Raw genomic sequence first — 20,173 nt, 5'->3', positions numbered from 1 at the left:
TGACTATGCTTTAGCCAGATTACGCTGTTGGTTATCGGATATACCACCTAAGCCATCCCTGTCTTGGGGATGACATCTTGTGTCATCATACTCGATTATTATAATCGCTCAAATTATCTTGATCATCAAATATGTTACAAAGAGGAAAACGATTATGAAAATAGTACCTATTTTAATTACATCAGCGGCACTTCTGACTTTTTCCCCTGTGCATGCGCAGGATACAAGTAAAAAAGTGAAACCGGTTACGACAATTGACTTCCCGTTAAGCGTGACAACCGGGGCTGCCACTTGTCTGCCCCATGCAAGGGGGACGGTCATCGATCACACGACCGGCGAGACCGAAACTCTCACCGTTTCGGTGAAGGGCTTGCCGCCGAAAACGGATTTCGACCTTTTCATCATTCAAGTTCCGAATAAGCCGTTCGGGCTCGCTTGGTATCAAGGCGACATCTCAACCGACTCAAGGGGCAACGGCGTTGGACATTTCGTTGGGCGTTTCAACATAGAGACGTTCATCGTTTCCCAGGCAGCTCTGCCTTCCCCCAATATTTTTCCAGATCCGCCCGCAGTCCTTCCACAATCAACGACCGGCGCCACAGTGAATCCGGTGCAACTCTACCACGTCGGGCTCTGGTTCAATAGCGCGAGCGATGCCACAAAGGCAGGGTGCCCAGGGACCGCGACGCCGTTCAATGGTGAACACAATGCCGGCATTCAGGTTCTCAATACATCGACCTTCCCTGACAATGCGGGACCATTGATCGAGCTTAAGTAATTTCTGCGCGCCGCGGCTTGATCCTCACTCTGGATCAAGCCGCGGCAGCGTTGTGATTTCGACTTGCTCCTAGAACCAAAATGCCCAAGTAATCCTTCTGCTGATTGCAATCATGCCTTGCATCGGCCATAGGGGACGAACCGACCCGTCGGTGGGGACGCTTTCCCTTTCATGGCATTAGGCCCCTTTTTTATGTCATACAGTGCCACACACCCTGCGCCGCTCGAAGCCGCCCACGATCCTACGTCGCTCGCTGGTGCGACGCGGCCGGAACTTGCCGCGGCACTTGCCGGAATTGGCGTGCCGGAGCGCGAAATCCGCATGCGCGTGGCGCAGCTCTGGCACTGGATTTATCATGCAGGCGCCACGTCTTTCGAGCCGATGGCGAATGTCAGCAAGGTGTTGCGGGCGACTCTCGCGGAGCATTTTACGCTTGCGCGTCCGCAGATCGCCGCCGAGCAAATTTCCAGCGACGGCACCCGCAAATGGCTGTTGCGGCTCGACCCCGTGGGTCCGGGCGACAAAGGCGCCGAGGTCGAATGCGTTTATATCCCGGAAAGCGATCGCGGAACCCTATGTGTTTCGAGCCAAGTCGGCTGCACGCTGAATTGCAGTTTTTGCCACACCGGGACGCAAAAACTGGTCCGCAATCTCACCGCGCGGGAAATCATCTGCCAGCTCTTGATCGCACGCGAAAGGCTTGGCGATTTTCCTGGCTTGGTGCCGCCCGGCGACGGACTTGTTCCAGGTGAAGGCCTGCGCGCCGTCTCCAATATCGTTTTCATGGGGATGGGCGAACCGCTCTACAATCTCGACAATGTGCGCGACGCGGTGGCGGTGATGTCCGATGGCGACGGCCTCGCACTGTCGAAGCGGCGGATCACGGTCTCGACGGCGGGCGTCGTGCCACGCATGGAAGAGCTTGGCCGCGAGACGGGCGCTATGCTGGCGATTTCGCTCCACGCGGTGCGCGACGACTTGCGCGACAAACTTGTACCGCTCAACAAAAAATATCCGCTGAAGGATCTGCTTGCGGCGTGCCGGACCTATCCCGGCGCCACCAACGCGCGGCGCATCACTTTTGAATATGTGATGCTGAAGGACATCAATGATTCACCGACCGATGCGCGCGAACTGGTGCGGCTGTTGAAGGGCATTCCGGCCAAGATCAATCTCATTCCGTTCAATCCTTGGCCCGGCGCACCTTATGAATGTTCGGATTGGGAACGGATCGAAAAGTTTTCCGATATTGTCTTCAACGCGGGTTATGCCAGCCCCGTGCGCACCCCGCGCGGGCGCGACATTCTGGCGGCCTGCGGTCAGTTGAAGAGCGAAACGGAAAAGCTGCGGGCACGGGCACGCCTCGCGGTAGGAGAAGAGTAGTTTTACGACTCAGCTCGCAACCCCAACACGGCGAGCCCCGCCAATCCCGCGGAAATCACCGCGTTCCATCCTGCGAGCGACAATCCCAAAATACGCAAGGCCGCACTATCGCAACGGATGACCTTGACACTCTCCAATTGCTTGAGAAAATCCGTCACCGAGGCGGCACGCTGGAGGGCGCCCGTGCACTCGGTTGGACCCGGCCAAAATCCCCATTCGACGCCCGCGTGATAGGCGCCGAAAATCGCGCTCCCCACGAAAATCAAGGCGAGAATGGAGAAGGTCACTCGTATCAAGGTTCTGCTGCCCCGCTTGGCAAAGACAAGCGCAAAACACGCAACCACAATGCCAGCATAATAGGGAATGCGCTCTTTGAGACACAGTTCGCAAGGCGCATAGCCCAACGCTTGGAAAAGGAAAGCGCCCGCGATCGATGCGCTGGCGAACATGAGAATCGCAAGCGCAATATAAAGAGGTCTACTGGCAACCATCGCGATCAGATCACATGCGCCGCAAACCAGAAGCCGGCGACAATCGCAACAATGAGAATTCCCAAAAACCAGCCAAAATATTTGTCGAGCAAGAGCTGCGCCTGCAAGCCGTAGCGGTTAAGAAGCGCCGCGATAAGAAAATAGCGGCCGCCCCGGGTCAAGATCGACAAAATAATGAAGAGCGGGAGACTATACGCCAAAAGCCCGCTCGTGATCGTTACAATCTTGTAGGGGATGGGCGTGAAGCCCTTAATTACGATGACGAGCCAGCCCCATTTGGCATAAAGGGTGCGGACATCGTCCATGCGTGCGCCATAGCCATAGAGATCAATCAGCCATTTTCCGACTGTCTCATACAAAAGCGCGCCAATCGCATAGCCGAACACCCCGCCGGCGACCGAGGCCAATGTGCAGATCAAAGCATAGACCCAAGCTTGCTTTGGCTTCGCAAGCGACATGGGGATCAAGATTGCGTCCGCGGGCATCGGAAAAAACGAGCTTTCCGCAAATGCGACGACGCCGAGCGCCAACGGCGCATGCTGGCTTTCCGCGAGGCTAAGCGTCCAACGATAAAGGGTCTGAAACATGTTTTCCGTTTGCAAAGTAAGAGGCCGCGTCCCGATCAGAACGTGCGTATCTTTGGCTTATATCCCGCCCCAGCGCAATTCACAGCACCCAAATGCTTGTTGGCCGCTCACGCGATGGTGTCAATGACGCCGCGAAGCCCTTGGCTGCCGCGAGGCCAATTCCGGCGGTCGAACCGGTGACAATGGCGGTTTTCCCGGTATGGTCGATGCGCATGGAACCTCCATGACGTCAGACTGCGGGATTTAAATGGGATACGTGCCCAGGTGCATTTATGTCCAGGCGGGGCCAGGTACGTTTAACACACTTGTGTTATGACGAATCTAGGGGCCTGGTTGCCCCTGACCTTTAAAATGCCGTATGGAAACGCTCGCATGCGCCACTGGTGGTGGATTGGAACAATAGTGACGTTGAACCTCTACGCCTCAACGATTTCAGCCGAGCCCGTGTTACGGCGGACCGGCGGGCCTTGGCCGGACACCCTGCTTTCGCGTGTCGAGGCCCTCGCCTTGATCGAGACCCTCAATGGCCGCCTTCTGTGCGCCTCCTGTACCGCAACGGAAGTTCTCACCAAATGGTGCGCCGATCACAAACTGGCGAGCGAACCCGTGGTCCACGCCAGGCGAATCCCTGGTCCAGAGAAGCCTGTCTCGTCCGAGCAGCGGCGAAGGCTTCAAATTGGCCCCGAAGAGGAGATCACCTACCGGCACGTTGAGCTCACCTGCGGTGGCCACGTCCTGGTCGAAGCTGACAATTGGTATGTGCCACGCCGGGTCGGGCCGGAAATCAACCATATGCTGATTACGACCGACACGCCTTTTGGCCGGGCGGTACGGGATTTAAAGCCCACACGCGAGAATTTAGCTGTTGAGATGTTTTGGAAGCCGCTTCCGGATGGCTGGGAGCTTGCCCCACCCGCTGACGCAAACCCCGAGGCGGCTTTGGAGATACCCTTGCAGCTTTTCCAGCATCGCGCCTTGATTTACAATGCGGCCCACGAGCCCTTCTCCGAAGTCCGTGAGATTTACACCAGGGAACTCCTGGCGTTTGGACCGCCGTAGGATGGCTGCCGAATCCCCTTTACGGGGGCTTTCGGACTTCCTGCGCAACACGGCCGCTCTCCGGGCCTTGCCGGTTTTGCGGGGTTTGGCGCATGCCGCGCTCGACACGGTGTTTCCGCCCGCCTGCCTCAACTGCCGTGAATCCACAGGCGCTTCTGGCTCGTTATGTGCCGCCTGCTGGGCGCAAGTGCGTTTTATCGAGCGTCCGTTTTGCGACCGCCTTGGGACGCCCTTCGCCATGGATCTTGGCAATGACGGGCTTTTGTCGCCCGAGGCGGTCGCCGATCCTCCGGTCTATGCCCGCGCCCGGGCTGTCGCGCATTTCGAGGACGGCCCCGTCCGGCGGCTGGTTCACCGGCTGAAATATAGCGACCGGATGGAACTCGCCAAACCCCTTGGAGCGTGGATGGCGCGCGCGGGGACCGAAATCTTGGCAGAGGCGGAAGTCCTCGTGCCGGTACCCCTGCACCGCCGCCGCCTTGCTGTCCGCAGGTTCAACCAGGCACACGCCCTGGCGCAGGCCATTTCGGATCGATGCGGCGTCCCGGCCGATCCTTTTATTCTCGCGCGAGTCAAACCGACTCCATCGCAAGTTGGCCTATCCCGTTCGCAACGGGCACTGAACTTACAAGGCGCGTTTCGCGTGAACGATGGGAAGGCCGGACAGATCGAAGGCCGCGCCGTGGTGCTTGTCGACGACGTCATGACCTCCGGGGCAACCGCCAACGCAGCTTCTCGCGCGCTGCTGCGAAGCGGCGCCAAACACGTCGATGTTTTGGTGTTCGCGCGAGCGATCTGAGTCTCCGCTTCACGCCGCCTTGGTTTTGAGGTCCCCCGCCACTTTAAAGGTGGCCTCGGTGTTCGCCTTGATCTCGTCCAGAGTGACGCCTTCGGCGAGTTCGATCAGGGTCATACCGCCGCCCCCTTCCTTGTCGATAGAAAAAACTGCCAAGTCCGTGATCACGAGATCGACGACCGCCGTGCCAGTCAGCGGCAAAGTGCAATGGTGCAGGAGTTTCGGCTGTCCCTTGGCTGTGTGCTCCATCACCACCACGACCCGCTTGACGCCGGCGACAAGATCCATGGCGCCCCCCATTCCCTTCACCATCTTGCCGGGGATCATCCAATTGGCGAGATCGCCGCGTTCGGTGACTTCCATCGCGCCGAGAATGGCAAGATCGATATGGCCGCCTCTAATCATGCCAAAACTGTCAGCCGAGGAGAAATAACTGGTCGTCGGAAGTTCGGTGATCGTCTGCTTGCCAGCATTGATCAGGTCGGCATCCTCCTCGCCCTCGTACGGAAACGGTCCCATGCCGAGCATGCCATTCTCGCTTTGCAATTGCACATCCATGCCAGGCGGAATGAAATTTGCCACGAGCGTCGGAATGCCGATCCCGAGATTGACATAAAAGCCGTCCCGCAATTCCTTGGCTGCGCGTTCCGCCATCTGATCCCTGGTCCAGGCCATCTCGGTTTCTCCTTTACGCAGCGATGCGCGGACGCGTGGTGCGCTTTTCGATCTGCTTAGCGATGTCCGGCGTGTGGACGATGCGCTGGACAAAAATACCGGGCGTGTGGATTGCCGCCGGATCGATTTCGCCAGGTTGCACAAGATGCTCGACTTGCGCCACAGTGACTTTGCCGGCGGTTGCCATCATCGGATTGAAGTTGCGGGCCGTCTTACGAAAAATGAGATTGCCTTCGGTATCACCCTTATAGGCGTGGACGATCGAGACATCGGCGACAAGCCCGCGCTCCATGACATAGGTGGCGCCGTCGAATTCACGCAGCTCCTTTCCCTCCGCCACGAGAGTCCCAACGCCGGTTTTTGTGAAAAATGCCGGAATCCCGGCGCCCCCTGCCCTGATGCGTTCGGCGAGTGTGCCTTGCGGATTGAATTCGAGTTCCAGTTCGCCGGAAAGATATTGCCGCTCGAAGAGCTTGTTCTCACCGACATAAGACGAGATCATTTTTTTGATCTGCCGCGTCTCGAGCAAAATGCCCAGTCCGGCGCCATCGACCCCCGCATTGTTCGAGATGACCGTCAAATTCTTGACCCCGAGATCATGAATGGCCTCGATCAGAACGTGTGGAATGCCACAAAGCCCAAATCCTCCCGACATGAGGATCATTCCGTCCTTGACGATATCGGCCAAGGCCGAACGTGCATCTGGATAAACTTTGTTCATGCAAGGTCCTCGCTCGCGGGCATCATTTGTCCTCTCGGCGTAACGCGGCGCTTTCACGCAAAAGCCACCGGCATTCAATGGCTTGGTGGATCGGCTGCCCAGCGCTGATTAGCGTGTATCGGTTGAACTCTTAAGTTTATACATCATGCAATGATTTTGCCAGAGGCTGGATTTTGCCAGAGGCTGGCGAAGTGTTGGCGTTGTATGTTGTAGCCCCCGCCCCCTAGGCGGCCGGTTTCGTGGCAGACAGTAGCGTGTTGACGCCATCGCGGAAATGCACTTCGACAGGAGTGAAGCCAATTTCCCGCAATTTTTCCAGTGACGGGCTAAGCCGCATGATGTGATCCGCCGACTCGTCGCTGAACAGATGCAGAACCCATTGCTCCAAGAGGTCGAAACGATTGATCGCCGAGAAAACCTTGAAATAGCCGTGCGCCTCCTCCTGGGTGAGCCGCGTCTGTCCGGCAATGTTATCGAGTGCATAGCGGTCGCCGTTTACAAACATACTGCCCGGCCGCAGGACACGGAAAATTTCGGTCAGAACGAGATCCCGGTAGCTGTCCTTAAAATTATGCACGGCATAGGCCGACGCCACCACATGCTGACTGTTCGCCGCAAGCTCCCGCAGCGCCGTCAGCGCATCCGTTTCGACCAGGCGCAGGCGTCCCTCATCGATGAAGCGGGATAAATTTCTTTGCGCCTGACTCAACATGGCCGGTTCATTGTCGGCGGCCAGGATCGTGAGACCGCGGCGAGATTCCAGCAACCCCAGTGTCGTCGTACCGGTGCCGCAGCCGATCTCGAAAGCACTCAAGGACGTCTGGCAGTTTGCCGCATCGAAGGAAAGACTCGCAACGAAATCGCCAACTCGCTTGCTCATCGCCGCCGCCGCCGGACAGATCAAGTCGAGCATGTGATATTCCGCGCCGATGGAGCCGGAAAAGAGACGCTCGACCTGGCTCGTTGCCGGACCGGCCTCCGGCGCAACCACTTCAGTCATGGGAGAGGTTTCCTAAACGAGCATCCGCATCAGACAAAGAGCCTGACCGTCGCGCCTGCGGGGCAAACTTTTTGGGAAACGGCCCCGATCACATCTTGTGATGATCGTGGTCGTCATGATCATGGTCGGCTTCTTCTTTGGGGGCGGTATCGTCTGGTTCGACCATGAAATGGACCGGAACGCTGTGCAATTTCTCGAACACGAGTGTCCCCTCGACCATCGAATCCTCGGTCAAAGCTTTGGTGATATTCTTAAATCGAAATTGATAGGTGCTCGGGCTCAACTCGATGCTGCCATGCGGTTTAATAAGCAGCCCTTGTTCGACCGGCGTCGAATTGAATTTGCCGTCTTTCTCGATGATTTGATACAACACACCGGGACCGGCTCCATCCACCGTCGCGCCGAGCAAGGTTTCCGGTTCGTCGCCGTCGTTTTTGATTTCGATGATGCAAGCATAGGTGCTCGGAGCCCCCGCCGCGGCCTCATGAATCCAAGGATGACCGATCTTCAAATTGCCCGCGACTTCTTGGTGCGCAGTGGCGGCAGAAGCGAGCACGGCGATAAGCGCGGCGGTCAGCGCGGACAGCAACAAACGGACCCTCATGAACATTCCTCCAGGGTTTTAGGGAATTGGCTGGTTCCCTTATTGCCGCCTTACTAAGCACGAAAAGAACTTTTTGAGCAACGATTGCGGGCGTTCGAGCATGGCCGTTCCGCAATCAATTCAGCTTGATTACTCCAGGCGCTACAAGTGGATCAGCTTCGAGCCCAGGGGGTATACACACATCTGCGACACATGGTCCCGGTGTTCGATGCAGGCTAGCGCCAGAACCGGATTGATTGGCCGGTCGATGAACCGTCCTGCCGGCCGCGGCGTTCCTGCCTGGAACTGTTCTTGCTTGATCACGACTGCACACAGTTGAAGCTTTCCAGCTGCGTCTTGAGCGAACCTACAGAAAGTATGAAGTCACCATTGACGCCAATCGCTACTTGGTGTTCCCTGTGCCGCGCAAAGGGTCTGAAATTCTTTCGTGGAAGTTTATAAGCGCCGTTCGCGCGGGCGGTGCCAAGAAAATCTACCAGATGCCGTCCTAAGTTGAAGGCACGATGAAACGGGCGGCCACTGGCGCATGTCTTTTGGACGTAACTTTAATTTGGATATTTCCCGGAGAAGCGCGGCATAGATGTCGAGACGCAATTTAGTCGTTGTCAGGGCGGGCGATAGTTCATTGCATCCGCATTGGCTCGCAGGCGACAGCGGCCGCAACTGGGATCTCGCCGTCAGTTATTTTGGCGACGACCCGGACTTATATAAAATCGAGGACGTGACGCGGATCGACGGAAAAGGCCCCAAATGGCAGGGTCTTCATGACGTTTTCATCAAGCATCCGGAATTCCTTGCCCGCTATGATTATATTTTGTTGCCCGACGATGATCTGATGGCGTCGAAGGACGACCTCAACCGCCTATTCGATATATGCAAGGCTCATGGCCTTGAGATTGGCCATCCAACGCTCACTTGGAATAGCTATTACGCCCACCTCATTACCCTCCGCAACGCCGGCACGCGCCTGCGCTACACCAATTTTGTGGAAGTGATGGCGCCGTGCCTTACGAAAGCGCTGCTCAATAAGACCTTGGGCTATTTCGCCGGGACCCTGAGCGGATGGGGCCTCGAGCAGGCATGGGCGAAGTTCGCCGGTCCCATGAAAATGGCACTCATCGACGAGGTCGCAGTGCGTCATACGCGTCCCGTCGGTGGCCCCAACTACAAGGCTTTGCGCGACAAAAACATCTCGCCGTGGGACGAACTGCGAGGGCTTTGCCGAACGCTCGGTATCGATGAACAGCCAATCATTGAAACCTATGGCGCGATCCTGGCCAATGGACGCCACATCGAACGCGCGCACAATGAGAGGGCCTTCGATTTCCGCATGCTCGCGGGCTGGCTGTTGGCGCTCAAGGAAACGCTGCCGGTGAACCGGCGTGCCCTTGCCCGGCGCATGGCAGGTTACACCTACAAAGCCTTGAAGCAAATGCCTGACCGGGTCATCGATTACGGTTGAGGTATCGTGATATCATGATAGGTTACCTAATTTTTACTTGGCCCTAAGCTACGGAAAGTCATTATGCACCGTATCGTTGTCGTGACCCCTGCGGGTCGGCGAAAATATCTGGACCTTTTAAAACATTATATTTTGAATGACGCGAGCATTGACGCTTGGCATCTCTGGGATAATTGCCGGAACGAAGCAGATAGGCAGTATATTCACGAACTTGCGCAACTATCACCAAAGATATCCATTATATCCATGAAAGGATCAGATGGAAGCAATCTTTCGGTCAATAGATTTTATGTCAAATGTCGTGATCCTGGCGTTTTTTACATCAAGATGGATGATGATATCGTCTATCTTCCGAAAGACTTTGGCCGGCGCCTCTATAACAAGGCCATTGCCGAGAAAAATAGCTTTAGCTGGTGGTCGCCGCTCGTCGTCAACAACGCGATCTGCACGTGGCTTCTAAAATATCATGGGCGCGTTCATATAGGAAACAGGGTTAGCGCCCAAGCTGGCTGTGCCTACGGCTGGCGCAGCCCCATGTTCGCAAAGGCTCTGCATGATGTGTTTCTTCAGGCGGCCGCAGCAAACAAGCTGCCGGCATTTCAAGTCCCTGATTTTGCAATAAGTTTGTCGCGATTTTCGATCAATTGCCTTGGCTTTTTCGGTGATTTTGCCGCAAGCTTCACGGAAGAAGAATTTTGTCCGCTTGGGGTGGACGACGAGGAATGGGTGAGCGCTGTCCTTCCCTCGCGCGCGGGCAAACCGGGCAGGATCGCGGGTGATATCGTCATCGGTCATTTTTCTTATTTTACGCAGGAGCGCGGACTGCTGGGCTCCGATGTTCTGAGCAAATACTACTTGCTGGCGGGGGTGCCGATGGACCCGTCCTACAGCCAAGTCTCCAAGGAGACGTTCAAGGCGGGCCTGAGGCGCTGGCTCATCAACCGGATGCTGGGCGGGGAAGAAAAGCCCGACATCCGATTGCTTGAAGGGAGCGAGGTTCCGGCGGCACATCAATCAAAAATACCGGCGGCGATTTTTGACCCAAACCTTCTTCAGGAATCGGAACGCCCCGTTCCATAGTTATTGACGGATAAAGAGGCCAGCGCCCGACTCAACTCCTGGACAAAACGCGGCCGCTAAATCTTATTCAATCACGACGGCAACTTGTTGATGCGAAGGCACCAAGCCGACATATTTATATTTGAGCTTCGATGACGAAATAAATTCACGAAATGCTTTCCATTCATCATTTTTCCATCCTGGAAAATTCATATATTCATCAAAAACGATGACTGTCCCTGGCTTTATTCTGTTTCCCAAATAGAAAAATATTTCTTTGGTGGACGAGTAGAGATCGCAGTCAACGTGAAGAAAAGCCACATCCTCTTGGAGAGATGAAACAAACTGAGGCAAAGTTTCTGAAAACAGCCCAACATGCAATGTGACGTTTTTTTCCACAGCGGGTATGTGTTGAGCAAATTTGCCCGCTTGAAACCCGCTTCGCCAATCCTCGGGTAAACCGGTGAACCCATCGAATCCATGGATGATCCTGCCTCCCGAGAGGCGCGCAATATGGTTTATCGTCGTTCCCGTTGCCACGCCAAATTCACAAATAATGCCAGGAAGTTTCACCAAGGATAAAGCGTGCGTGAGTAAGTCCGGAGCGCATTCAAATGACTTACATTTGAGCATATGCTTCGTATAGTAACTAGCGGATTCAAGAGCCGCTACGAAAGTTGCAATCTCTCGTAAATCAAATGAATCTGTGTTTTTTGTAAAAGGACGGGGCTTAGAAAGGCGTCCTGAGAAGCGGTTCACCAACCTACTTGCCAAGGCTTTCATTCTGCCTCCAACAAATCCACGTTTAGTCACTTTGAAAAAACAACCTTTCGTTTTGCATAGATTATCCAGGCCTCTGCCAATGTGACGAATATTTCGGTCATGACGATGGAAATCGCAGCTCCGACGGCTCCCATTTCATAGGTCAACAATGAGAGCATCACGAGATTGAAAACTCCGCTTGCCACCGTGATGCGGGCAACTTCCGCGTTCATCCCGAAGGGAAACATCATGTTCACTCCCAGGGAGTTATTAATCCCGGTCAAAAATGGAATGGCCGACAACCAGCGAATAACCGGGACGGCGTTCGCATACTGATTGCCGAGAAACACAGTCGTGATGATATCGGCAGAAAGGAACATTGCGATGCTCATACACAATGTCAAACCGCCTTGGCCGATGAGTGTCCATCTCATAAGTTTATGCGCTTCACCAGGGTTTGAAACCAACAAATTGTTAATACGGGGATAGACTGCCGCGCTGATCGGCCCGGCGAGACCTTGCAGTGCTCTTTGTATCTTCTCCCCGCCGCTATAAAGACCGGCTTGAATGGGGCCTGCGATTGTTCCGACGAGAATGATGTTGGACTGGGTGTAGAGGCTAATCCCGCCCGTTGAGATGAACACAGGCATGCCTAGTTTGATCTGCCGCAACGCCGCCCTAAAGTCGAGATGGATAGGCAAAAGCGGCACTTTGCGGCTGGCCACCACCAGCGACGCGATGACGGAAACGACCGAGGTTCCGCTTTGGATCGCTGCAACGATGAGAACATCTTGTGGCGAATGAACGAACAACAAGATGAGAGGGACGTAGGTGAAGCGGCCGATGAGAGAAACGGTTGCATAGCCAACCATTTTCTCCATACCCTGCAAAAACCAGCCCACGCCAAAAACGCCAGTGATTGGGGTCAACGCGTATATCAGGAGCAGCGGCACTATTCCGCGCCATTGCGGAACTATTGATATAACTATGAGAAAAATCGTGAGGCCAACGCCGCAGAGCATCCCCTTGGCAAGCAGAGTATCCCATAAAATTTTGCGCAGAGCGACGGGGTCCCCGGCGTGGCGAGCGGTCTCTCGTGTCGCCGTGAATGCGAATCCCCAATCGCTGAGGAGCGAGACGTAGCTGACGATGGCCGAGGCCACTCCCAGAAGGCCAAAATTGGCCACACCGAGAGTTCGCGCGAGATAAGGAGTCGTGATGAGCGGAACTATGTAGACGCTGGCTTGCAAAACGAACAGTGCCGCGATATTTTTGCCCAGATGGCGCAACGGCCGCTCCTCTTCAAAACGAAATGTTCTCAATTCATTGTAACAAAAGAGCTCAGCGAAGTGACATTTAAATAAGCTGTCGCATATTCCTTAGATAAGTTGAATAAAGCTCGATCCGATCGGAGACCCAGACTCGCGACCGATTTTTTCGCCGTTCGCGCGTCACTTTCGGCTCAGCAAATTATCCTCACAGGGCCAATCGACTTTTTGCAAGCACATCTGGTTCCCTTTTCGTTGCTGATTGACAACCCGATCTCGGGGGTCAATGTTGAACATTCATTGGGGGTCAAAAATCAATGAACTTCGATGCTAAAGCGAAGCTAGTCCGCTTCGCACGCAAACCTCTGCGGCAAAAATGGCGGGCGATCAAGGCAACTTTTCGGCGCATGACCCCAGGAAAGCGTGCCGCTGAGGAGGAGATTTCTCCTGCAGTCTATGCGCCCTCGTCAAGTTCGCCGCCACGCTTGGCATTGGTGGGCTGCGGCGAATTCGCTGTCAGCGTGCATCTGCCGGCGTTGCGAAAACTCGAAAAGGCTGGCCTCGTCGAACTCGTGGCCCTGTGCAGTCGGTCGCAAGAGTCGCTGGCTCGCGCGAGCGAGACCTATCAGGCACAAGGCCTGAAAAAATACACAAGTCTCGAGTCTGTCCTCGGCGACCCGGAAATCGATATCGTCGACTTGGTGCTGCCCATACCCGCGGTGCCGGAGGCAGTCCGCGCGTCGTTGCGCGCGGGAAAACATGTCATTAGTGAAAAGCCATGCGCGCCGACGGTTGCGCAGTGCCTCGACTTGTTGAGCGATTATGCCCTCCTTGAACGCCGACCGCTTTGGGCGGTGGCGGAAAATTGGCGCTTCAAAAACACCACCCTATTAGCAGAGCAATTAATTAAAAATAGTCATATCGGGCTGCCCGAAACCGTTAACTTTTCCTTGATAACCTATGTGGGGCCTAGGAATTTCGGCTGGCGGGAACCCCCTGATTACCCGGGCGGGCATATCCTGGATTGGGGCGTTCATTTCATCGCGCTGCTGCGTCGGATCGCTGGGGAGATTGATTCCGTCAGCGCCGTCGTCAGTCAACGCAGGGCGCATCTTCCGCCGGCTGACGGCGTTACCTCGGTAATTTCCTTCGCGAGGGGAGCGGAGGGCAGCTTTCAACTCTCTTTTGCCGCACCGGAGACCGGACCCTCCGTTGCGGCGCTCACAGTGATCGGTTCGGAGGGATCTCTTGAAGTTGACTTTCACCGCAACCGGATTCTGCTCAGAAATTCACAGGGCGAGCGGCAGATCGACGTAGACGATTCTTTCAATGGCGGTGTCGAACGACTCCTGACAGATTGCTTGGGGGTCATTCGACATGGCTCGCCGCTTCACAGTTCTCCCTCTGAGGCACTTCGCGATTTGGCGGTCATCGAGGCGATGATCGAATCAAGTCGAAGCGGGAGGCCGATCAGCCCATCTTCTCTTTATCCGGCATTGCACGGGAGCGGCCCGCAGATTGCCATCTACAACGGCATCCAGATCTTTACGCCTAAACATATCGTCGACTGCGGTTCGGTGGCGGAGGTCAGCTCGGCTGTGCGTGAGGCTGTCTCGGCGGGATTGCGGATCCGGCCCATAGGGGTGGCGCACTCGTGGGCACCCGAACTGGTGACACGCGATGTCAGCCTGCGGCTGAGCCAATTGAACCGAATCCTGCGCGTGGACACAAAGCAGAACACCGTCAACGTGGAGGCCGGCGTCCGCCTCGGCGATCTCACTCGTGCTCTGGCTCAACGCGGCCTCGCGCTGCCCTCGCTTGCCTATATTACGGTTGCTACTATCGGCGGTGCTGTGTCAACCGGTACACACGGGACCAGCCCGAATTGGGGAACGTTGTCCGACTCCGTCAGATCAATGAAGATGGTGCTTGCCTCAGGAGAACTGAGACAATTTGGCCCGGCATCCCCTATCGAAGAACTCCGCGCTGCCAGGTTGGCGGTGGGCATGTTGGGAGTGATTGTTGAACTGGAACTGGAAGTCGTACCGATGCCGTGGGTTCGGATGGTCGAACTCAATATGGATTTGGGGCAATTCCTTGCTGAGCGGCCCGCAATTTTTGCTCGCTACGAACACGTGTGGGGTCACTGGCGCCTTGGTGCCGACAAAGTCCGGGTGGAGTGCTTCGAAACATCGGCGAAACCGGCCCAAGGCTTTCGCCGCTACGTCGTTGGCGACGGCGCCGGTTGGAACCCGGATGGGGGGAAGCCTGGGTGTGGCACAGGTCAAATTGACGTGAGTATGCAATACAGCGTTCCACTTTCGGAAATTGATTCCGCGGTGGAGCGTATACGGAGCACCCAATTTGCGGCTTTGCACAGCGGGCAGATTGTAGAAATGAAATTTCTCAAGGGCAACAGCCATTCTTTCCTCGGGCCGAATGCCGAATGTGATAGCGTTTCGTTCAATCTTGCGTGGTCGGTCGACGTGGATGTTAAGGACGAGGTATTCGCCCCGTTCGAGCACCTGATGCGCGAGTTACACGGACGGCCACATTGGGGCAAGTTTCACCAGTTGCCTGATCTGGATTACATGAAGAGGGCTTTCCCACTATGGAACCAGTTTGAGGCCGTGAGGTCCCGTCTTGACCCTGGCGGAACCTTTTCTATCTTTCCCGCGCAGCACCTATGACCAAGCTGGATGCACCCCACTTGGGTGTTGATGCTTCGCTACCGCGTCGTTTAAGACTCCGACACGAATACGAGACTTTTCGCCTTCTCCATCCGAATCAATCAATTCGTAATCGAGGATATGCATTGAATAAAGTTCGATCCGATCGGAGAGCCGGGTGACCACTTATGATTTCCTTATCGCCGGAGCGGGTTTTGCTGGCGCAACCTGCGCGGAAAGACTCGCGGCCAGCGGCAAACGCATACTCATCATTGACCGCAGACCGCATATCGGCGGCAATGCCTTTGATACCTACGACGCAAACGGGATTCTCATTCATCCTTACGGACCGCATATTTTCCATACCAATTCGAAGCGGGTTTTCGCTTATCTCAGCCGCTTTACCGACTGGCGGTTTTACGAGCATCGGGTGCTTGCTCAGGCCAATGGCAAACTCTACCCCTTGCCAATTAACCGGCTGACATTGAATGCCCTGTATGGTCTCGATCTGGACGAGGCCGGCGCCGCCGCGTATTTCGAGAAAGTCCGAATCCCGAAAGACGAGATCAAGACCAGCGAGGACGTGGTCCTCGCCAGCGTTGGAGAGGATCTCTGTGAAAAATTTTTCCGCGGCTATACACGTAAGCAATGGGGCCTCGACCTCTCAGAACTTTCAGCGGGGGTCGCCGCGCGCATTCCGACACGCACCAATGACGACGACCGCTATTTCTCGGATACGTATCAGTTTATGCCAGCGCAGGGCTATACGAAGATGTTCGAGCGAATGCTCGATCATCCAAACATCGAAATACGACTCGCGACCGATTTTTTCGCCGTTCGCGCGTCACTTTCCGCTCAGCAAATTATCTTCACGGGGCCAATCGACGCTTATTTCGATTACCGTTACGGCCACCTGCCGTACCGCAGTTTGCGCTTTGAACATGAGCATTTGTCCAATGTCGCGCGCCAGCAGCAGGTTGGAACCGTCAACTATCCAAATGATCATGCCTACACCAGAATTACGGAGTTCAAACATCTGACCGGGCAGACTCATGCGGGAACGTCCATTGTCAGGGAATATCCGGAATCGAAGGGCGATCCTTATTACCCGATCCCCCGGCCTGACAACGAAGCACTCTTCAAACGTTATGCCGCATTGGCCGCCGCCGAACCGGGCGTGCATTTTGCGGGCCGCCTTGCCGAATATCGTTATTACAATATGGACCAGGTCGTCGCCGCCGCTCTCGCCATGACCGAGAAAAAGCTTGGCGTCTCGCCCGCTTGATTGATGACCGCTTGCATTGAGCGCGGCGCTACTGCGCACCGCGGGCAACACGTCGGCCGGACCCATTTGCGGCAAGAGAGAAACGCTGACTCCCTCTCAAATGGGTGATGTTGAACGGGGCCATTTGCAATTACGGTCCGCGAATTCCAAGAGTTTTATTAGAGGTCGAGTGATGCGGGTCGGAATTTGGGAGCAGCCAACTCCAAAAGCGGAAGAAATTCGAAATATCGCACAGAAGATTTATGACGCCGGCCGCAGGCGAGGCCACGAAGAAGCAAGTCTCGGATTGCCATGTCTTGAAGAATCACCAGACCGCGCGGGCCCGGAAATGTCCAAGCCGCGCGCGCGGCAAAGGCCTGTGTTGTTCATTGTGCGGGGTTGATATGACCATCGTCCAAATTCTGTTGATAAGCTATCTGCTGTCCCCCTTCGCTCTCATCACTCTCTTTGGGATCGTCTGGATTGCCGGCCACCTCCATAGCAAAGTCCGGACGCTGCCAGGCTGGTGATCTCGCGACAATATAAACGATGTCTCAGTTCAGATGAGGCATTGATATAAGAGGGCGGGCCGCGTTTAGAATCGCTGCTCCTCCTGCCTCTCCAACACTGAACTTTGTCAGAGGGATTGCGGCGGGGATTGGCTCAAGGGCCGGTTCTCCCGCGGGTTTGAGCGCGGATGTGTGTGGGCAGACGCGCGTCCGCTGTAATGCGCGCGGCGGTAATGCCTGTGCCCCCTGAGGCCCCAACTCGACGCTATCGATGGCCCGGCGGTATAACCTACGACGCCGCCCGCAATTAAGCCAACGGGGCCGCCGACGAGGGCGCCTGCAAGCGCACCCATCGCTCCATCTCCAAGCCGCTCTTGCGCATGCGCGGCAACCGGCGCAAAGGATATTCCGGCGATCGCGATCATGATTGCAAGTGATTTACGCATGTCTCCCCAGCCCTCCCCACCACGCATGGCGGCAATCCCCGCGAAGTTACATCGCGCCGGATTTTAATGCCCTCAATTCGTGATCAAAGTGAGAAGAACTTGCGTTCTTTCCTTGGCGCTTACGGCTGAGACCATCGGGCCTCCTGGCATTGCCAGACGAACGGCTCACACAGCCAAAGAAGTTGCTAGAAGGGACAAGCAGCGTTGGAGGTGAACATGGACTTGCCCGGCAAAAGACCGTTGAGGAGCCATCAATGGTTCTGCTCCCTGCGGTGCCGCCTCCGTTTGGCGCGGCGTTGCTGCAGGGGGCCGCGATGGGGAGGTATGATGGAGATGGAACGGCCTGAATGAGTCTGGCCACCGGCCTTCGATGGCGCAACGGGCGCAAGAGCCGCAGCGGCGCTTGTAACCGCCCCCATGGCAAAAAGAGCGGACAAGAGAGAGCGGCGAGACAACAATTTTATGGGTCCGGCGAGAGTAAAGTCACCATGGGCCGCCAATCGCGGCCCATGGGTTAAGGCGATAGAGCAGTTCGCGTCGGATGACGGTATGTCAACCGTCCGCTAGTTGGCGCGGTGGACCGGTGCTCTGTGGCGGTGGACCATTTGTCTGGGAACTCGATGGCCGCGACGCCTCACTCTCGTGCGAGTCGTCACTTGCACGACCAAGCCGTCGGAAGCAGAAATTTCCGCTGGGCCTTGCGAAGTGTTTAGAGGGGCGGCATCCACGTCCACGCTGATCACCATCGCAAGCACCGCTCCGAAGCACACACCCGCGAATCTTTGAATCGTCATCCTCATTGCACGTTTCCTCTCTTGTCTTTGCTTGACTTTCCTTGCTTGGCCCAATTCCCACAGATGATCAGGGACGGGGTCTCACAGTGGCGTAATTTGAACCAATTGGCAACGCCGGGCATTGATTGCAAAGTGCAAGGCCCGATGCATAAAGCAGTTTTCCGAAGGAATTTTGAAAGTGATCTGACCATTCGAAACCAAGGTGTTTCTCCCATAGTCAGAAAATTTGGAAAGCGCTTGGCCAACCAGCGTGGACCCGTCATGGCTCCCATGGCGAGAGCTGGGATCAAAAAATGATGGAAAGCCATCGGCCAGTGGCGAATGGATTTTGCTGGCCGGTGTCCAAGCGTGATTCACCGGCCAGCCTTCAACGTCAGACCCAGCGCCAGCGGCAAATACGGCGTCCTCTGCGCCACCAGCACACTCTGCGGCGGCGGCGGCGCCTGCGCACGACGACAACCGCCTCATCCACGGGGTTCTCTGTCGCGGCGAAAAGATTCCTGCTTGCCGCTAATGGCGCAGATTCAGCTGGCACAGGTATCAACGCCAATCCGGCAGTGGCGACGACGGCACCGCCCAGCATCACCCTTAAAACATTTCGGCGATCAACTGCTGTCATGAGGCTCCTCCCTACAAACAGTCACAAAAATTAGGGCGGCTCTGGCAAAGTCCATAGCAACGCCGGCTTGTCTGCGGCCCTGCGCCGCGCGCGAAAAAGCGGTGAAGTGAATGACACCCCGGCTGAGATGACTTAAACAGGACCGGTCCCGACGCTTTTCCTTGAGGTTTGATGCCCGGAGAACCGGTTAAGTCCAAGGCCGCGATAACACGCACTCCCGTCCTCGTTGATCTTGCACTGCAAGGCGGCGGCTCGCATGGGGCGTACACCTGGGGTGTCCTCGATCGTTTGCTCGAAGAGCCTTGGCTTGAAATCGACGGCATTTCCGGCACATCGGCGGGCGCCATGAATGCCGCGGTGCTCGCCGACGGCTATGCCAAGGGCGGGCCTGCGGGCGCGCGGGAGGCACTCGAGAAATTTTGGCGCCGCGTCTCGGAGGCGGCTCGCTTCAGCCCATTCAAGCGCGGACCGCTCGATGTGATCCTTGGCCGCTGGACGCTGGACTCCTCGCCCATGTATGTGGCGATGGACCTCATGTCGCGGCTGGTCTCGCCCTATCAATTGAACCCGAAGGGGACAAATCCATTGCGCGAGATTCTGGCCGATCTCGTCGATTTCGAACGGTTGGCGCAATCTTCCATAAAGCTCTTCATCACCGCCACCAATGTCCGGACCGGCCGCGGACACGTGTTTAAAAACGGCACCATTACGCCGGACGTTCTGCTTGCCTCGGCCTGTCTGCCTACCATGTTCCAGGCCATAGAGATCGACGGCGAACCTTATTGGGACGGTGGTTATTCCGGCAATCCGACGATGACCCCCCTCATCCGTGAGTGCAAATCGCGGGACACGATTCTCGTACAGATCAACCCGATCGAACGCAACGAGCCCGCGCGCACGGCTCCAGATATTCTCAACCGGTTGAATGAGGTCTCCTTCAATGCTGTCCTTCTGAAGGAGCTGCGCATGATGGCGCTCCTCCGACAGGTTGCCGATCCAGGCAACAGCGAAGGCGCGCAATGGGCTGGCATGCGGATTCATCGCATCGGAAGCGAGATGTTGACCGGGCTTGGCGCCTCCTCCAAGCTCAATGCGGAATGGGAGTTCTTTACGCTCCTGCACGCGGAGGGGCGAAGGTCGGCGCACGTGTTTCTTGAGACGCATGGCAGGGACCTCGGGAACCGCTCAACCCTCGATATCGACGCCTTGTTGGAACAGGTCTGACAG

The 20,173-nt window shown here is 56.1% G+C and carries 20 protein-coding genes and 1 pseudogene; 10 read left to right on the top strand and 11 right to left on the bottom strand.

The genetic code is table 11. From position 1 onward, the window contains the following. The first annotated feature begins 154 nt into the window (after positions 1–154). The gene (locus tag QEV83_RS17070; RefSeq protein WP_280128866.1) at positions 155–778 is read left to right on the top strand and encodes a hypothetical protein; all 624 of its coding nucleotides are present in this window, start codon (positions 155–157) and stop codon (positions 776–778) included. A 192-nt stretch (positions 779–970) separates the two neighbouring features. Continuing rightward, the gene (rlmN, locus tag QEV83_RS17065) at positions 971–2,161 is read left to right on the top strand and encodes a 23S rRNA (adenine(2503)-C(2))-methyltransferase RlmN (RefSeq protein WP_280128865.1); all 1,191 of its coding nucleotides are present in this window, start codon (positions 971–973) and stop codon (positions 2,159–2,161) included. A 2-nt stretch (positions 2,162–2,163) separates the two neighbouring features. Here the strand turns inward: rlmN and QEV83_RS17060 are convergent, their stop codons facing one another. From QEV83_RS17060 to QEV83_RS17050, 3 genes and pseudogenes are all read right to left on the bottom strand, one after another. Further along, entirely contained in the window at positions 2,164–2,652 is a 489-nt protein-coding gene (locus tag QEV83_RS17060) for a disulfide bond formation protein B (protein ID WP_280128864.1), read from the bottom strand. A 5-nt stretch (positions 2,653–2,657) separates the two neighbouring features. Further along, entirely contained in the window at positions 2,658–3,239 is a 582-nt protein-coding gene (locus QEV83_RS17055; protein ID WP_280128863.1) for a YqaA family protein, read from the bottom strand. Between the two features lie 124 nt (positions 3,240–3,363). Further along, positions 3,364–3,453 (bottom strand): annotated as a pseudogene (locus QEV83_RS17050) (oxidoreductase); the annotation flags it as partial. Positions 3,454–3,611: 158 nt separating this feature from the next. Here QEV83_RS17050 and QEV83_RS17045 point away from each other — a divergent pair. Beyond that, positions 3,612–4,298 carry a hypothetical protein gene (locus tag QEV83_RS17045; RefSeq protein ID WP_280128862.1) on the top strand — a complete coding sequence of 229 codons (687 nt, stop codon included), beginning with the start codon at positions 3,612–3,614 and terminating at the stop codon, positions 4,296–4,298. A 1-nt stretch (position 4,299) separates the two neighbouring features. After that, complete coding sequence (locus QEV83_RS17040) at positions 4,300–5,097, top strand: ComF family protein (RefSeq protein WP_280128861.1); 798 nt, start codon at positions 4,300–4,302, stop codon at positions 5,095–5,097. A 9-nt stretch (positions 5,098–5,106) separates the two neighbouring features. On the opposite strand, the gene QEV83_RS17035 is transcribed toward QEV83_RS17040, so the two are convergent. The 4 genes from QEV83_RS17035 to QEV83_RS17020 form a co-directional block, all read right to left on the bottom strand. Further along, positions 5,107–5,769 carry a 3-oxoacid CoA-transferase subunit B gene (locus QEV83_RS17035; protein ID WP_280128860.1) on the bottom strand — a complete coding sequence of 221 codons (663 nt, stop codon included), beginning with the start codon at positions 5,767–5,769 and terminating at the stop codon, positions 5,107–5,109. 13 nt (positions 5,770–5,782) lie between these two features. After that, a complete protein-coding gene (locus tag QEV83_RS17030; RefSeq protein WP_280128859.1) occupies positions 5,783–6,490 on the bottom strand; it encodes a CoA transferase subunit A in 708 nt (235 codons plus the stop codon). Positions 6,491–6,713: 223 nt separating this feature from the next. Further along, positions 6,714–7,490 (bottom strand): class I SAM-dependent methyltransferase, encoded by a 777-nt coding sequence (locus QEV83_RS17025; RefSeq protein ID WP_280128858.1) that lies wholly within the window; start codon positions 7,488–7,490, stop codon positions 6,714–6,716. A gap of 88 nt (positions 7,491–7,578) precedes the next feature. After that, positions 7,579–8,094 (bottom strand): copper chaperone PCu(A)C, encoded by a 516-nt coding sequence (locus tag QEV83_RS17020; protein WP_280128857.1) that lies wholly within the window; start codon positions 8,092–8,094, stop codon positions 7,579–7,581. Positions 8,095–8,674: 580 nt separating this feature from the next. Here QEV83_RS17020 and QEV83_RS17015 point away from each other — a divergent pair. Beyond that, positions 8,675–9,556, top strand: a complete 882-nt coding sequence (locus tag QEV83_RS17015) for a DUF707 domain-containing protein (protein ID WP_280128856.1) — start codon at positions 8,675–8,677, stop codon at positions 9,554–9,556. Between the two features lie 327 nt (positions 9,557–9,883). Next, complete coding sequence (locus tag QEV83_RS17010; RefSeq protein WP_280128855.1) at positions 9,884–10,636, top strand: hypothetical protein; 753 nt, start codon at positions 9,884–9,886, stop codon at positions 10,634–10,636. A gap of 63 nt (positions 10,637–10,699) precedes the next feature. Here QEV83_RS17010 and QEV83_RS17005 read toward each other — a convergent pair whose 3' ends face one another. Beyond that, positions 10,700–11,398, bottom strand: a complete 699-nt coding sequence (locus tag QEV83_RS17005) for a class I SAM-dependent methyltransferase (protein WP_280128854.1) — start codon at positions 11,396–11,398, stop codon at positions 10,700–10,702. 26 nt (positions 11,399–11,424) lie between these two features. Beyond that, entirely contained in the window at positions 11,425–12,627 is a 1,203-nt protein-coding gene (locus QEV83_RS17000) for a flippase (protein WP_280131118.1), read from the bottom strand. Between the two features lie 335 nt (positions 12,628–12,962). Here QEV83_RS17000 and QEV83_RS16995 point away from each other — a divergent pair, with 335 nt between their 5' ends. From QEV83_RS16995 to QEV83_RS16985, 3 genes are all read left to right on the top strand, one after another. After that, positions 12,963–15,335 (top strand): FAD-binding protein, encoded by a 2,373-nt coding sequence (locus QEV83_RS16995; protein WP_280128853.1) that lies wholly within the window; start codon positions 12,963–12,965, stop codon positions 15,333–15,335. 157 nt (positions 15,336–15,492) lie between these two features. Further along, a complete protein-coding gene (glf, locus tag QEV83_RS16990; protein WP_280128852.1) occupies positions 15,493–16,599 on the top strand; it encodes a UDP-galactopyranose mutase in 1,107 nt (368 codons plus the stop codon). Between the two features lie 383 nt (positions 16,600–16,982). Then, the gene (locus QEV83_RS16985) at positions 16,983–17,108 is read left to right on the top strand and encodes a hypothetical protein (protein ID WP_280128851.1); all 126 of its coding nucleotides are present in this window, start codon (positions 16,983–16,985) and stop codon (positions 17,106–17,108) included. Between the two features lie 107 nt (positions 17,109–17,215). On the opposite strand, the gene QEV83_RS16980 is transcribed toward QEV83_RS16985, so the two are convergent. Together QEV83_RS16980 and QEV83_RS16975 are read right to left on the bottom strand one after the other, a co-directional pair. After that, complete coding sequence (locus QEV83_RS16980) at positions 17,216–17,533, bottom strand: hypothetical protein (protein WP_280128850.1); 318 nt, start codon at positions 17,531–17,533, stop codon at positions 17,216–17,218. A gap of 1,167 nt (positions 17,534–18,700) precedes the next feature. Continuing rightward, complete coding sequence (locus tag QEV83_RS16975; protein WP_280128849.1) at positions 18,701–18,946, bottom strand: hypothetical protein; 246 nt, start codon at positions 18,944–18,946, stop codon at positions 18,701–18,703. A 171-nt stretch (positions 18,947–19,117) separates the two neighbouring features. On the opposite strand from QEV83_RS16975, the gene QEV83_RS16970 reads away from it, so the two are divergent. Then, positions 19,118–20,170, top strand: coding sequence for a patatin-like phospholipase family protein (locus QEV83_RS16970; protein ID WP_280128848.1), 1,053 nt, complete (start codon positions 19,118–19,120; stop codon positions 20,168–20,170). Positions 20,171–20,173 lie beyond the last annotated feature (3 nt).

Origin of the sequence: Methylocapsa sp. D3K7 (genome assembly GCF_029855125.1) — a bacterium.
GTDB lineage: Bacteria > Pseudomonadota > Alphaproteobacteria > Rhizobiales > Beijerinckiaceae > Methylocapsa.
The sequence above is the reverse complement of the archived record's forward strand: the minus strand, read 5'-3'. Positions and strand labels throughout refer to the sequence as shown.

Bases quoted from the DNA above. Each gene is read 5' to 3' on its own strand.
- QEV83_RS17030 (WP_280128859.1), bottom strand. From the start codon at position 6,490: ATGAACAAAGTTTATCCAGATGCACGTTCGGCCTTGGCCGATATCGTC.
- QEV83_RS17070 (WP_280128866.1), top strand. From the start codon at position 155: ATGAAAATAGTACCTATTTTAATTACATCAGCGGCACTTCTGACTTTT.
- QEV83_RS17040 (WP_280128861.1), top strand. From the start codon at position 4,300: ATGGCTGCCGAATCCCCTTTACGGGGGCTTTCGGACTTCCTGCGCAAC.
- rlmN (WP_280128865.1), top strand. From the start codon at position 971: ATGTCATACAGTGCCACACACCCTGCGCCGCTCGAAGCCGCCCACGAT.
- QEV83_RS16980 (WP_280128850.1), bottom strand. From the start codon at position 17,533: ATGCGTAAATCACTTGCAATCATGATCGCGATCGCCGGAATATCCTTT.
- QEV83_RS17015 (WP_280128856.1), top strand. From the start codon at position 8,675: ATGTCGAGACGCAATTTAGTCGTTGTCAGGGCGGGCGATAGTTCATTG.
- QEV83_RS17020 (WP_280128857.1), bottom strand. From the start codon at position 8,094: ATGAGGGTCCGTTTGTTGCTGTCCGCGCTGACCGCCGCGCTTATCGCC.
- QEV83_RS16975 (WP_280128849.1), bottom strand. From the start codon at position 18,946: ATGACAGCAGTTGATCGCCGAAATGTTTTAAGGGTGATGCTGGGCGGT.
- QEV83_RS17060 (WP_280128864.1), bottom strand. From the start codon at position 2,652: ATGGTTGCCAGTAGACCTCTTTATATTGCGCTTGCGATTCTCATGTTC.
- QEV83_RS16985 (WP_280128851.1), top strand. From the start codon at position 16,983: ATGACCATCGTCCAAATTCTGTTGATAAGCTATCTGCTGTCCCCCTTC.
- QEV83_RS17025 (WP_280128858.1), bottom strand. From the start codon at position 7,490: ATGACTGAAGTGGTTGCGCCGGAGGCCGGTCCGGCAACGAGCCAGGTC.
- QEV83_RS17010 (WP_280128855.1), top strand. From the start codon at position 9,884: ATGGATGATGATATCGTCTATCTTCCGAAAGACTTTGGCCGGCGCCTC.
- QEV83_RS17055 (WP_280128863.1), bottom strand. From the start codon at position 3,239: ATGTTTCAGACCCTTTATCGTTGGACGCTTAGCCTCGCGGAAAGCCAG.
- QEV83_RS17045 (WP_280128862.1), top strand. From the start codon at position 3,612: ATGCGCCACTGGTGGTGGATTGGAACAATAGTGACGTTGAACCTCTAC.
- QEV83_RS16970 (WP_280128848.1), top strand. From the start codon at position 19,118: ATGCCCGGAGAACCGGTTAAGTCCAAGGCCGCGATAACACGCACTCCC.
- QEV83_RS17005 (WP_280128854.1), bottom strand. From the start codon at position 11,398: ATGAAAGCCTTGGCAAGTAGGTTGGTGAACCGCTTCTCAGGACGCCTT.
- QEV83_RS17035 (WP_280128860.1), bottom strand. From the start codon at position 5,769: ATGGCCTGGACCAGGGATCAGATGGCGGAACGCGCAGCCAAGGAATTG.
- QEV83_RS16995 (WP_280128853.1), top strand. From the start codon at position 12,963: ATGAACTTCGATGCTAAAGCGAAGCTAGTCCGCTTCGCACGCAAACCT.